General features: G+C 34.0%; 14 protein-coding genes. 2 read left to right on the top strand and 12 right to left on the bottom strand.

The features are described from left to right. Window positions 1-56: 56 nt before the first annotated feature. The 6 genes from BUC23_RS05455 to BUC23_RS05430 all read right to left on the bottom strand — a co-directional run bounded on the left by BUC23_RS05455 (window position 57) and on the right by BUC23_RS05430 (window position 5,157). Window positions 57-371 carry a hypothetical protein gene (locus BUC23_RS05455; protein ID WP_073206651.1) on the bottom strand — a complete coding sequence of 105 codons (315 nt, stop codon included), beginning with the start codon at window positions 369-371 and terminating at the stop codon, window positions 57-59. A gap of 4 nt (window positions 372-375) precedes the next feature. Next, window positions 376-813: an acyl-CoA thioesterase gene (locus BUC23_RS05450; RefSeq protein ID WP_073206648.1), complete on the bottom strand. Its 438-nt coding sequence runs from the start codon at window positions 811-813 to the stop codon at window positions 376-378. Window positions 814-1,047: 234 nt separating this feature from the next. After that, a complete protein-coding gene (locus BUC23_RS05445) occupies window positions 1,048-2,520 on the bottom strand; it encodes a serine hydrolase (protein ID WP_073206645.1) in 1,473 nt (490 codons plus the stop codon). Window positions 2,521-2,561: 41 nt separating this feature from the next. Next, window positions 2,562-2,885 carry a MazG-like protein gene (locus BUC23_RS05440; RefSeq protein ID WP_073206642.1) on the bottom strand — a complete coding sequence of 108 codons (324 nt, stop codon included), beginning with the start codon at window positions 2,883-2,885 and terminating at the stop codon, window positions 2,562-2,564. Between the two features lie 174 nt (window positions 2,886-3,059). After that, complete coding sequence (locus BUC23_RS05435; RefSeq protein WP_139259771.1) at window positions 3,060-4,004, bottom strand: hypothetical protein; 945 nt, start codon at window positions 4,002-4,004, stop codon at window positions 3,060-3,062. Between the two features lie 160 nt (window positions 4,005-4,164). After that, window positions 4,165-5,157 (bottom strand): phosphotransferase, encoded by a 993-nt coding sequence (locus BUC23_RS05430; protein WP_073206637.1) that lies wholly within the window; start codon window positions 5,155-5,157, stop codon window positions 4,165-4,167. Window positions 5,158-5,616: 459 nt separating this feature from the next. On the opposite strand from BUC23_RS05430, the gene BUC23_RS05420 reads away from it, so the two are divergent. Beyond that, complete coding sequence (locus BUC23_RS05420; RefSeq protein ID WP_073206631.1) at window positions 5,617-6,057, top strand: hypothetical protein; 441 nt, start codon at window positions 5,617-5,619, stop codon at window positions 6,055-6,057. 214 nt (window positions 6,058-6,271) lie between these two features. Here BUC23_RS05420 and BUC23_RS05415 read toward each other — a convergent pair whose 3' ends face one another. The 6 genes from BUC23_RS05415 to BUC23_RS05390 are packed head-to-tail and all read right to left on the bottom strand — an operon-like array spanning window position 6,272 to window position 12,118. Continuing rightward, a complete protein-coding gene (locus BUC23_RS05415) occupies window positions 6,272-7,489 on the bottom strand; it encodes a peptidylprolyl isomerase (protein WP_073206630.1) in 1,218 nt (405 codons plus the stop codon). Window positions 7,490-7,536: 47 nt separating this feature from the next. Further along, complete coding sequence (locus tag BUC23_RS05410; RefSeq protein WP_073206627.1) at window positions 7,537-8,661, bottom strand: peptidylprolyl isomerase; 1,125 nt, start codon at window positions 8,659-8,661, stop codon at window positions 7,537-7,539. 22 nt (window positions 8,662-8,683) lie between these two features. Further along, the gene (gldI, locus tag BUC23_RS05405; RefSeq protein ID WP_073206624.1) at window positions 8,684-9,334 is read right to left on the bottom strand and encodes a gliding motility-associated peptidyl-prolyl isomerase GldI; all 651 of its coding nucleotides are present in this window, start codon (window positions 9,332-9,334) and stop codon (window positions 8,684-8,686) included. A gap of 6 nt (window positions 9,335-9,340) precedes the next feature. Next, the gene (locus tag BUC23_RS05400) at window positions 9,341-10,345 is read right to left on the bottom strand and encodes a DHH family phosphoesterase (RefSeq protein ID WP_073206621.1); all 1,005 of its coding nucleotides are present in this window, start codon (window positions 10,343-10,345) and stop codon (window positions 9,341-9,343) included. A 60-nt stretch (window positions 10,346-10,405) separates the two neighbouring features. After that, window positions 10,406-11,662: a voltage-gated chloride channel family protein gene (locus tag BUC23_RS05395; RefSeq protein ID WP_073206618.1), complete on the bottom strand. Its 1,257-nt coding sequence runs from the start codon at window positions 11,660-11,662 to the stop codon at window positions 10,406-10,408. 45 nt (window positions 11,663-11,707) lie between these two features. Next, the gene (locus tag BUC23_RS05390) at window positions 11,708-12,118 is read right to left on the bottom strand and encodes a RidA family protein (RefSeq protein ID WP_073206616.1); all 411 of its coding nucleotides are present in this window, start codon (window positions 12,116-12,118) and stop codon (window positions 11,708-11,710) included. A gap of 297 nt (window positions 12,119-12,415) precedes the next feature. Between BUC23_RS05390 and BUC23_RS05385 the strand changes: the two genes are divergently transcribed. Beyond that, a complete protein-coding gene (locus BUC23_RS05385) occupies window positions 12,416-12,988 on the top strand; it encodes a hypothetical protein (RefSeq protein WP_073206613.1) in 573 nt (190 codons plus the stop codon). Window positions 12,989-13,081: the final 93 nt, after the last annotated feature.

The raw sequence follows: 13,081 nt of genomic DNA, 5'->3' as shown, positions 1-13,081 counted from the left end.
CAGAACATGTTCTACTGACTTTTTTTATTCTTGATTTACAATCTTTTTGTTTTTCGTTACTTCAGCACTCGCACTGTCATATGATTAACGCCTGAAATTTTAAAAACATCCCCTTTTACTTGTATAGTTTCTCCAGTTGAAACTTGTCTATATTGCGTTGGTTCAAATAAATTGGCGCGACTGATAGTCACTAGATAAATTGAATTGTCGGTTGCTGCTAATTTGGCGGTATAACCGTCTTTGCCCGCTACGATTTCCTGTACTTTTCCAGTGGTGAAATCAGTGGTGTTTGCGTTTATCAGCGGACTGCAGCTTACAGCCAGTGCCATTACGATTAGTAAACAGCTGGCAATTTTAAAAAATTGTTTCATAAATTTAAAGTTCTAGAAAATCATTAGTTTTAGGGAAATTACGAATAGCGTCCATCGCTATTTCGGGTGTTGGGTTGGCTATTTTGCGCAGTTTTGTATCCATCCAGGCACCATCCACAGTAATTATAGCACAAAGCTTATCTTCGTCATTAATAAATTCATGTACAATTGACCAACGGGAAGCATCGGGTCTCATTTTAGAAATTTTGGTATGCATAACTATTTTATCCGAAAGCATTATTTCTTTTCTGAAAACGCATTCTTCCCTGAATAATATTGGACCAAAATTTTGTGATCGCAAAACCTTCATGGTTAAACCCAGGCTTTCCAGAATTTCAATACGATGTTGAGCACCAAAATCATAATAGGCACTGTGTCGCACATGAAAATTAGGGTCAAGGTCTGACCAACGAAAAGATAATTCTTTGCTAAATGATGTCATTATTGTTTTTATTTTAAAGCAGATTCCAAGATTAGGAAAGCACTATAATTTTTCAGAAAATCGAAAATACAAAAAAAAGGAGGTAAGAAAATAATAATTGCTTATAATTTCAGGTAATTTTAACAAAATACGATAATACCTATATGTAATTGAAAACAATAAAGTCGAAGTTTGATTATAAAAAAACTGCAATGAAAATTGCAGTTTTTCTGATTTTTAAAAAAGATTAATAATTTATGGTTTTGAAATTTCATCCAATACTTTTTTTCCATTTGCATTGTTAGGATCCAGCTCCACGGATTTTTTATAATTTATAATCGCAAGTTTTTTATCTCCATTTTTCAAATAGGCTTCGCCCAAACTATCGTAAGCATTTCCTGATTGCGGAAAAGCTTCCACATTTAGTTTGAAAACTTCTATTGCTTCTTTTATTTTTCCGGTTTGTAATAATTGATATCCGGCGCTGTTCATTTCATTTTCGTTGATAGCGTAGGTATTTGAATTTTTATTTTCTTTAAAATAGGTCAGTCCTGCTGCGATTCCTTTTTCCAGAATAACGTCTACGAAAGCAATGGCCAATGATTTCTTAGGCATATTGTACGGTTTATTGTAAAGGATATTTCTAATAGCAGTGTTCATCTCGTTTAATTTTGCACCTCCGCTGTTATTTAACAAAACAACTAAATTTTTATCAGACGGAATTCGGGAAACCAAAGTGTTGAATCCATTTATTCCACCGCCATGTTCAACAACCGTTAAGCTGTCATTCTTTTCTCCATTAAAAGCCTTATTGATAAACCATCCGTAACCATAATGTCCAGGTCCTGCTGGTATGTAGGAATTAAACAATAAATCTTTATTTTTTTTCGAAAGTAATTGTTCTGTGTAAAGTGCTTGGTCCCACAAATACAAATCATTTACGGTTGAATACAAAGAACCCGCAGCGTAGGGGATAGATAAATCAAGATAACTGGCATTAAGATAATTTTTACCATTTTTCTCATAACCAGAAGCTCTGTTTTTCAGAATAGTTTCATGGTGATCGAATCCAGTATTAGTCATTTTAAGAGGCGTAAGAATATTGTCTTGTAAAAACTGCTCGTAAGTTTTGCCGGAAGCCTTCTCTATGATGTACCCCAATAAAAAATAACCGGAATTGCTGTAGGCAAATTTTTCGCCAGGGGTAAATTCCAGCGGTAAGTCAGCGAATTTTTTTACAAATGCTTCAGGACTGTAAGGATTGATGCTTAATTCTTTTACAAAATTAGGAAACGAAGTATAATTTGGAATTCCTGATGTGTGTGTCAGCAAATGATGAATAGTAATTCTATCACCTGATGCTTTAGGATAATCAGGAAGATATGTTGCGATAGGAGCATCCAACTTTAATTTTCCCTGCTCGACTAATTGAAGGATCAACATGGAAGTAAATTGTTTGGTAACGGAACCCAACCGGTGTTTGGTATCTGGTTGATTCGGAATATTCCATTCCATGTTTGCCATTCCAAATCCCTTTTTATAAATGACTTTACCAGCGTCAGCGACAAGGATAGAACCGTTAAATTGCCCGTAGTCCGAGTATAGATTCATCAATTTATCAATTTGCTCCGTTTTGGTTTGCCCAATGGAGACGGCTACTGTCGCGAGTTGAATGAATAAAGCAATTAGGATTGTCTTTACTGCAAAATCTTTTGAACGTTGTTTCATGATGATTGTTGGTTTAAGTGATTGATTTTTTTTTATAATTTTTATTCCGCTAATAATTTTTTAGTTTTTGTCAAAAAAGATTCAATTGATTCATTAATGTCTATGTCCATTCGGTTAGCAAGTACTGTCAGCCACCAAAAACACTCACCTAATTTATGCTGCAGTTCAGGGTTTGTATTTCCTTTTGGCCAACGACCTTGTTGTGACATGGTGTGACGTCCTACCAATCCCGCATCAGTAAGAAAAGCCAAAGGATCTTCTTCTACAGTCCATTTACTGCCGTGGTGGGTTTTCTCCAGTTGATGGTATTGATCTCTGATTTTTAACGCCCTTTCTTTGATTTCTTGGAAATCTAAATTCTTCATTTGTTCTTTATTTGGGTTAAGCAAACTTATGTTGGCTTTTGGATGAGTATTTGTAATTAAAAAAAAAAGTTCTAAATTTTTTAGGGTACGAGCGGGACGTTTGCCAGCCTGTGATGCGGAACGGTAATTCCACTAAACTCCAGCTAGCTCAAAACAGCTGTTGGCATTTCGTTTTTATTTTTCTGTTTTGTCAGTTAAAATATAGAGGCCTTCTTTTGCTTTATTTCCATAGATAGCAATAGCAAACTTTGATTCAAAATACAGATAATCTTTATTTTCAAGATTACAACTGCTCTTTTTACCTAATTTAGCCTTGACAAATTCACGATATTTAATTTCTATACCATTATTTAATACAATCGGTTCTCTTTTTTCAATGTAAGCACCAATTCCCCCAAGATAAATTACTTCAGGTTCAGCTTTTATTAAATATTCGGATGTAAATTCCTTTTTTGTCAGCACATAATCCATTGTTTCATATCTAAAGAATATATCTTTGTCTCTTTTCTCCGTAACATTAAAATATGAAACTCTAATAACATTATCGTTATCAATTAAATTTGTTGGTATTTCTATTGAAAATGTACCATCTTTTAAAGTATAAGTACTGAATAATTTTTCAGATGTTACAATCGTTATTTTTGTGTTTTCCACAGGTTTTCCTAAATCATTAGAAGTTACTCTCCCTTTGAAAATAGTTAAATCATATAATTTTGGTTCATTAGGTTTTGAATTCGACTTTTCTTTTTCTGAATTTAATGTTGAATCCGAACTTTGAATAAATTCAGTCTTCATATTTTGATTTTCAGCGTGTAAAGTTTGTCCAGTTGTTAATACTGATACAAACATTAATCCTGCAGCAACATTAGATGTAGGAATAGTAAACTCTAATTTGCGGTCTAAATTTAATAATGGCGAATTTAATTGGGTATGTGTCAATCTTGCACATATTTTATTTCCTGATTTGTTTATTATTTCAGAAATTTCAACCTGACTTAGATTTGTAAAGTCCATTACTTTTTTAGAACACAAATCGCAATAGTTTCCTTTGTCTTTGGGTTTCATATTTTCCCATTTTTCACTACAAGGATTGTCTAATTTTAAAAATTTATTCTTCATAGTTCCGTTCTTAAAATGAATGCCAACGTTCTGGTACTGCAGCGGGTTTGGGGTTAAATTAAGCCTTATTCTCGGATTTGCCAAATCATCCCAAATACAAAAGCAACTTCCCATTAAGCCAATTGCCCAAATCCGTTGTAGTAGCTGTTAGTGGCTGGCTTTATTTTACTTCGATTTCATTATATGCAATCCATCGTTTCAAATTACCGACAAATCTTTTCAAATGGTCTTCATTTAAAAAAAGGTTTGTCCAATAGTCATATCTATCACATTGCATACTTATGTAATATGTCATAATTGCAAGACAAACAATAGGTAAAATGCGTTTTTCTTCTTTACTAATTTCAGATATAGTTTCGTATCCTTTCAGAAAACTTTCTGCTTTTACTTTGTAATCATTCTCGTCTAGGTTTGTTATGAATAATTGAAATAAAAAGTATGAAATATCTAAACATAACCATCCATTGCCACAGAAATCAAAATCAAAAAGCGTTACTTTATTTTCTTCATTAAAATGCATATTATCAAACCATACGTCGAGATGAACTGCTCCAAATCTAATTTGTTCATTTTCTACATTATCAAATTCAATTTGAAGATAATTAGCTAATCTTTCTATAAATTTTGTTTCATCAGTTTCTTTTTTAAAGAATTCTCGTGTTCGTTTAACGGAATCTATAAGTAAAGTTCTATTATTGTATGTTATTCTGTTTAATGCAAAATTTTCTGCTGATTTGTGAACTTTTGCTAATGCTTGTCCAATAAAAAAACTTGTTTCTGCTGTAAATCTTGCTGATTTTTCGCCATCTGCAAACGAAAATAATACGCCAAACCTTTTTCCTTCAGGAGCATTTAATTCTTGAATACATTCTTTTAAGTTATCAGTTATCGGGAATGAAACATTAGTTTTATTTTCTTTTAAGTGTGTTAAAAGCCTTAATTCTTCAGCTATTTCAATTTTCGTTCTCCAATCAAAAGTATAGACACGAAATACATATTTCACATTATCATCAGAAACCATATAAACGTGGTTCATTCCAGTTCTGAAAAGTTTACATTCAGTATTTTCGCTTAAACCATATTTATGCTGTAATAATTCTCCAATTTTGTTAGCTGAAAGTGTTGAGTTTGTTACTTGAAATTCTTTTGTCATCAATTTTTAGTTTTTTTGGCCGCTTGCCACTAACTTGTATATAGGCGAAACAATCCTTCGTATATACAGCCAATTTTGGGTAGATTGGCGAAAGTTTGTTTCGCTTTATGTTTTTCAAATGTATTAAAATTTTCTTACAAATTTTCTAAAGGGTATTTATTATCTGAGTGCTTTTTGAATTTATAAGTAGACTGTTTTGGTGCTCGTTTCCATTTCTTGCATGAGGGATAGCAGCGGAAATCCTTTTATGAAGCGAAGCGGCATAAAAGATTGTAACGAATAGCCCGACCTTGTTGCTGAAAAAAATAGCGTTTGGGAATCTTATTTTCTGCAACAAGGTCATGCCCAAATTATAAAGATTCGGAAGTTGATTGGTGTTGGTATTCGAAGTAATTTTAAACAAAAAAGGTAGTGCACTTTGCGAAAAACTTTGCGAACTTTGCGACAAAATTAAAGAATATGAAAATCAACTTAAAAAACGGAATCGATAAGCTCCTTTTCGGAATGAAACAGAATGATGTTACCGCTATTTACGGTAAGCCGGACCGGAATTATAAAGATGAAGACAACAATGTGATTTTCGCATATAATGCGTTGAAAATGCGTTTGACGTTCTATGTTGAAGAAGATTTGAAATTAGGATATATCGTAGCTTCCAGTCCAGATTTGGAATTATTTGGAACTACGATTATCAATAAAAAAATCACTGATGTCAAAAAAGAATTGGCTCCAAAAGGACTGATTAAATTCACGCAAGAAGAATTTGACACTTTTGAAAATTATTTTAACGAAGAGAACTGGATTATCTTTCAAACGGAATTTGATGAAGTGGTCAAATTTGAGATTGGTGCGATTATCAATCAAAAGGATGAGTTTGACTGGAAATTCGGGAAGAAGTAATAGTTTTGATTTAAGGCTTATAGCACGCGGACGACACGGATGCTACAGAAAAAAAACGGATTTTTAAAATGTTTTTTATCAGTGTTTATCAGTTTAATTGTCCAATGTGTGTGCTGAATTTTTGACTAAATCGGGTTCCTCGAAATAGATTGAAATATTAAACCCGTCTCGTTTTTAGGAACGAGACGGGTTTGTTTATTTAATACTTTTATCTCTACTGTTTTGCTGCTGGTTGTTTTTCAAACATTTCCAACTCAAAAACAAGATTGGTGTTTGGTGGAATTACTCCTCCGGCACCTCTTTCTCCATATGCTAGTTTTGATGGGATAAAAATTACTGCTTTATCTCCATAAGACATTAATGCCAGTGCTTCCATAAATCCTGGAATCATACCTTCTTTTTTACCTGCTTCAAAAGGAAAAGCCTGGTATCCGTTTTGAGCGGCTCTGTTAGCATCGTATTTTCCGTAGGCTTTAGAAACGTCTTCATAACTGCTGTCAAATAAAGTTCCGTCTTCAAAATATCCTGCATAATGAAAGTAGAAAGTAGAACCATCAACAGGTTTTATCCCTTTACCTTTTTGAACTATTTTATACGCTAAGCCAGAAGTTGTAGTAACGGCTGTAGCTTTTGTAGTGGCTAGGTAAGCTACTTTTGCAGCAATAACGGGAGCATATTGTTGTGCATACGCTTTTTTGCTTTCTGCCTGAAGTGCAGCTTGTTTTTTTTGATTTTCGGCATCAATCAAAGCTTGCTTTTTAGCATCTTCATTTTTGTTAGCAAAGTAGTCAGCGAATACTTTTGGGGCATTAAAATTTTTAGCCAAAGCACCTTTTCTGGTGATTGTAATCTTAGTGATGATGTCATCTTGAGCAATTAAGTTTACAACGTTCATTCCTTGGGTAACATGACCAAAAATAGTGTGCTTCCCGTTTAACCAAGGTGTTTCTTTATGGGTAATAAAAAATTGACTACCATTAGTTGTTGGTCCTGAATTAGCCATGGCCAAAATCCCACCTTTGTCAAATTTTAAATCTGTAAATTCGTCTTTGAATGCATAACCTGGCCCACCAGATCCAGTTCCTGATGGATCACCACCCTGAATCATAAAATCCTTGATCACTCTGTGAAATTTTAAACCGTCAAAAAAAGGTTTTGCCTTTAGTTTGTCGTCCACGACACAAGTACTTGTTCCCTCAGAAAGGGCAATAAAGTTAGCGACAGTAACTGGTGTTTTTACGTATTCCAGTTGAACGGTAATATCTCCTTTAGTAGTTGAAATTGTTGCAAAAATCCCTTCGGTTGATGCAGGAACTTTTGGAGTAACCTTAACTGCAGTTACTGGTTTTTTAGCTGTAACGGGTTTCTTTTTAACTTGGGCTTGCATATTGAGTACTCCCAAAAACAATAAAAATAGAATTTTAGATTTCATTTTTCTAATAATTTAAGTCGGACAAATTTTTTACTTGTTATAAAATATTATTGGGGCATGGCTTCTAATAATTCAATTTCGAAAATTATATTGGCATTTGGAGGAATAACTCCTCCAGCACCTGCTGCGCCATAGCCTAATCTCGAAGGAATAAAAATCACTGCTTTATCGCCAAAAGATAATTTCTCTAATCCTTCTATGAAACCAGGAATCATGCCATCTTTTTTCCCTGCTTGAAAAGGGATTGGTTGGTATCCGTTTTGAGCCGCTCTATTTTCATCGTATTTCCCAAAAGTTTTGGCTACATCAGCAACGCTGGCATCAAATAATTCTCCATCTTCCAGAAAACCGGCATAGTGAATAAATACGTTAGCGCCATTAGCCGGTTTTTTGCCACCACCTTTTTTAATGATAACGTATTTTAAGCCCGTAGGAGTTATCGTTGCTTTCGCTTTTAAGCCAGCGAAATAAGCAATTTTTTGCTCACGCACCTCTTTGTATTTTTCGTCATATACTCTTTTGTTTTCAGTATCAATTGCTAGTTTTTTCTTCTGGTTCTCTGATTCTACCGCAAAGTAATCATGAAATGTTTTTACTGCATCAAACTTTTTTGCCGCTTCACCATTTCTTATAATGGTCACTTTGTTCATGTAGTCGTCTTGTTCGATTTTATTGACTACCGCCATTCCTTTATCTACAACATGGCCAAAAATAGTATGTTTTCCGTCTAGCCATGGAGTTGCTACGTGCGTTATGAAAAACTGACTGCTGTTTGTCGTTGGACCATTATTGGCCATTGCCAAAACACCTTCTTTGTCAAATCTCAAATCAGAAAATTCATCTTTAAATTTATATCCCGTATCTCCAGATCCCGTTCCTAATGGATCACCGCCTTGAATCATAAAATCTTTAATGACTCTGTGAAATTTTAATCCGTCAAAAAACGGTCTGTTTTTAAGATTTTCATTGGTAACAAATACATTTTTTCCTTCAGCCAACGTCACAAAATTAGCAACAGTGATTGGTGCTTTTTCAAAATCTAATTGTACAATAATATCCCCTTTGTTGGTTTCAATTTTGGCATACAAACCGTCAGGAAGATTGTTATGCTCTTCTTTACAAGAATAAAATGAGGCAATTACGAGAAATACGAGAAGGATGCTTTTTTTCATATGAAGTTTATATTTATTTTTTTTATTGTGTTACAGTATCTTTTGGTGTGGTTTCTGTTATGACTTCTGGTTTTGCGGCAGGAGCAGGAGCAGTTGTTTTAATTTCATTCTGTTTTCTATAGACTGCTTCCGGGATAAAATCACGCAAGGTCACTATACAAAGCAAAGGCTGGTTTGTGCCAATTTTCTTGTTGTCACCATGATAACCAAAGCCCATGTGTGAATTGAAAAGGAAATTTACTTTTTCTTTTTTATGCATTAATTTTATCCCATCTCTCAATCCCATCATAATATTTTGTTTGTCAACATAATATATTTGAGGTCTCAATTCTATTTCAGAATAAATGACATTTCCTTTTAGATCTTTTATCTCATAATCAAAGAATGCAACGTCTCCTTTTTTAGGAGTAAGAGTATCCAGTGTGTTTTTTGTGATGTAAGAATACCAATATCCTTTTGTGGAAGCAATAAATTTCACGTTTGAATTTCTTCTGATTACAGCATCAATTTGTGCTTCTTCGCCTGAAATTAATTTTTTATTTCGCTCTATCGACTTCTTCATGAAACTTCCCGAAGCCTGTGAAATAGGCCTTCTGGCCTCCTGATGTTGTTTGCAACTGGAAACTAATAGTGTCAAGAATAATACAATTGCAAGTGCATGGTTATTTTTCATAATTTATTACAGGGTTAGTTTTTGTACTAAATCTTCAAATTTATTTACCGTTTCCTCCATGGAAAGTTCTGATTTTCCACCGGCAGCATTGCGATGACCGCCACCATGGAAATAATCTCTTGCGAATTGATTGACATCAAAATCACCTTGCGAACGAAATGAAATTTTGATTATTTTTTCTTCTCTGTTTTCAATAAAAATCGCGGTAAAGTTAATTCCCTTGATGCTTAATCCGTAATTTACAATTCCTTCTGTATCACCTTTTACATAATCAAAAGAGTTTAATTCGTCTTGTGTCAATGTTGTATAAGCTGTTTTATGCTCTGGAATCACTTTCATGTTTTGAAGAGCTCTACCTAGCAATTGCAAACGCCCGTACGAGCTGTTGTCAAAAAGTAAAGTTGGAATCTCCGTGTTTTCAACACCTAAATCAATTAATTCGGCAATAATTCGATGCGTCGTTCCAGTTGTTTTTGGAAAACGAAAAGAGCCTGAATCAGTAAGAATTCCGGTGTAAATACAAGTCCCAATAGTTTTGTCGATATCTGCTTTTTTACCAAGAAGACAAATGAAGTTGTATAACATTTCGCAAGTAGATCCAAATGAAGTATCTGAATACATAAATGCAGCATAATCATCTGGTTTTTGATGATGGTCAATCATAATGAACGGCGCTTTTAGCTTGCTCAAAACGTTTTCCATTTCACCTGTACGGTGTAAAGCATTAAAATCTAATGTAAAAATAAGCTCTGCTTCCTCAAGGATTTTGGTGCAGTTTTCCTTATCTTTTTCGTATATTTTTACCGTTTCTGATCCTGGCATCCAAGCCAAGAAGTCAGGAAATTCATTTGGGGAAACCACAACTGGATGGTGGTTATTTTTTAATAAAAAATGATACAACCCTAAAGTTGAACCCATAGCATCACCATCAGGACCTCGGTGTGGGATTATGGCAATTTTTTTTGGAGTTGATAATAACAACTGTATCGCTTGAATGTCTTGTATTTTCATAGATTGCGAAATTACATTTTTTTAATGTAAAGTTGAAATCATTAACATGATTTTCACCTATTATAGCATCTCAATATCTTTTCTTTTCATTTTTTGATAAAATAGATATTTAGGGCCTTTTACAATCTGGGCTTGGTAAATCCCCACAGATCCAGAAGAAAAATAAGCAATTAAACATGCCATGCCAATAAATATGCCAGTTTCTATTCCAAAAAGTTCCATTCCCATAACCGTGCAGGCAATAGGGGTGTGGGTTGCTCCCGAAAAAACGGCGACAAATCCCATTCCCGCCAAAAGGGCAATAGGCAACGGAACAACTACTGATAAAGCACTTCCTAAAGTGGCTCCAACAAAGAATAATGGCGTTACTTCTCCACCTTTGAAACCGGCACCAAGTGTAAAACCGGTAAATAGTATTTTGATTAGAAAATCATAAGAAGCATTTGGAGTCGAAAAGGCATGAACAATCATAGGAATTCCTAGACCGATGTATTTTGTAGTTCCAATAAAATAGATGGTTAATGCAAGAATGATTCCGCCAATAAAAGGACGTAGCGGAGGAAATGGTATCGTTTTAGAAAATAAATTTTGCCAAAAATGGGTGCTTCGAGAAAATAACATGGCGGCTAAGCCATATAATAAACTGACGAGAATTGTCCAGAGTAAGCTGGTGAAAGTAATTTCGGGAACAACAGGAATGCTGTAATGAGTGTGTTTTACCTTCCAAAGCTCTACCGTAAAATAAGCTGCATACGCTACCACAAAAGATAAGAGAATACTTTTGAAATTAATTTTACTGAAATATAAAACTTCTAAAGCAAATAGGGCTCCAGCCAAAGGAGTGCCGAAAATGGAGGCAAAACCGGCGCTGATTCCTAAAATCAGAACTATCTTTCTTTCGGAATTATCAAGTTTAAAAAGGCTTGTGAATTGATCAGCGATGGCTCCTCCCATTTGTACTGCGGTTCCTTCACGGCCTGCAGAACCTCCAAAAAGATGGGTAATCAATGTTCCAAGAAGTACTAAAGGCGCCATTTTTAGCGGAATGGTTTTTTGAGGATTTTCATATTCTTCTAATAATAGATTATTGCCTTTTACCACTTCTTGCCCAAAATAGTAATAGCCCAATCCTATAATAAGACCGCCTACTGGCAAAAGCCAAATAATCCAATTATTATGTTCTCGAATTTGTGTGACCCATTCTAAAGCAACCAAAAAAAATGCGGAAGCGGTGCCTGAAAATAATCCTATCAATATGCAAATGGAAACCCATTTGAAGGAAAGAGATATGATTTTTTTTATTTTTTCTAAATTCATTAGATGCAAAACTAGAATTGGCTCGGCTTTTTTTTTGCTAAAGTATTACAATCCTTCTTGAATTAATGGTTTTTCGGTTGCTATCGCTGTAAATTCTATTTCTACCAGATATTCAGGTGCTACTAATTTGCTGATTTCATAAAAACCAGTTGTCGGTTTTATGTCCTTGAAAAATTTAGCGTGAGCAGTAGCAACAGCTTCAAAGTTGTTAATGTCAGTAGTGAATATTCGAGTTCGGATGACATCTTTCATGCCTACGTTTAGGTCTTCCAGAACTTTCTCCACTCTTGTAAGTATGTTTAGTGTTTGAGCATGCGCATCATTGGCTTTTATTAATTGACCGTCAACAATTGCCACAGTCCCGGAGACTTCAATTATATTTCCAATGCGAACTGCCCGACAGTACCCCATTTTATCTTCCCATGGGGAGCCTGTCAATATATTTTCTCTTTTCATTTTTAATTATTTAGGTGGTTAATAGCGCTTGATTTTCAAGTTTTAAAATTGATTTCAAATTTTTGGTATATTTTTTGCAATTTATAAAAAATAGTAAAATAAAAAATGCTGGTTTTTAATTAAAAAGTTCAATTTTTATTAAGGGATTTTAGGAAATTAAATATTCTTAAATGTAATAAAATTGAAAATTGAATGTTATAAATGAAAGTTAAATTACACCCTGTTTGTGATTTAATAGCGACAGTTTTTTTATTTTTAAAAAAAAATATAAGCAGTAAATAAATTAAAATACAAGCAATGAAGAGGATTCTATTTTTAATAATGATAGTTAGTATGTCTTTGAGTGGATATGCGCAGAATGAATTTAGCACTAAATTTAAAGCGGTTACGCCTAAAAATAAGGGCATGAAAATTAAGGAAGTAACTCCGCCAAAGGTAAATTTGCCCGAAATTAAACCTTATATACCGGCTGAGATTCCCAAGAATGATTTTATTGTTCCCAAAAATGATGTTATTATTCCAGGAGAGGTTTATAAAAAAAATCAGGATTTAGGTAATTTCAAAACTACTTCAGTTACAGCCAAGATAAGATATCGTGATGCCGCCTATGTGGATGGCGATAAGATTCGTGTATATTTAAACGATAAGATGATTCAGCCTGAGGTTATTTTGAATGGAGAATTTAAAGGCTTTGAAATCAAGTTGGAAAAAGGTGTTAACAAGATAGATTTTGAAGCATTAAACGAAGGCTTTGCCGCACCTAATACGGCAGAATTTCAGGTTTATGATGACAAAGGTACTGTTGTTGCATCAAATCAATGGAATATTGGGCTGGGTTATAAGGCAACCATTTTATTGATGAAAGAATAATTTAGAGGTTCTAAATTGATTTGCTGCAACTCTAAATGTCATATTGGATTTTTACGGTGGGTGTAGTAGTAGTTTTAAAATTTAAAAAAAAAT

It is taken from the genome of Flavobacterium xinjiangense (assembly GCF_900142885.1).
GTDB lineage: Bacteria > Bacteroidota > Bacteroidia > Flavobacteriales > Flavobacteriaceae > Flavobacterium > Flavobacterium xinjiangense.
The sequence above is the reverse complement of the archived record's forward strand: the minus strand, read 5'-3'. Positions and strand labels throughout refer to the sequence as shown.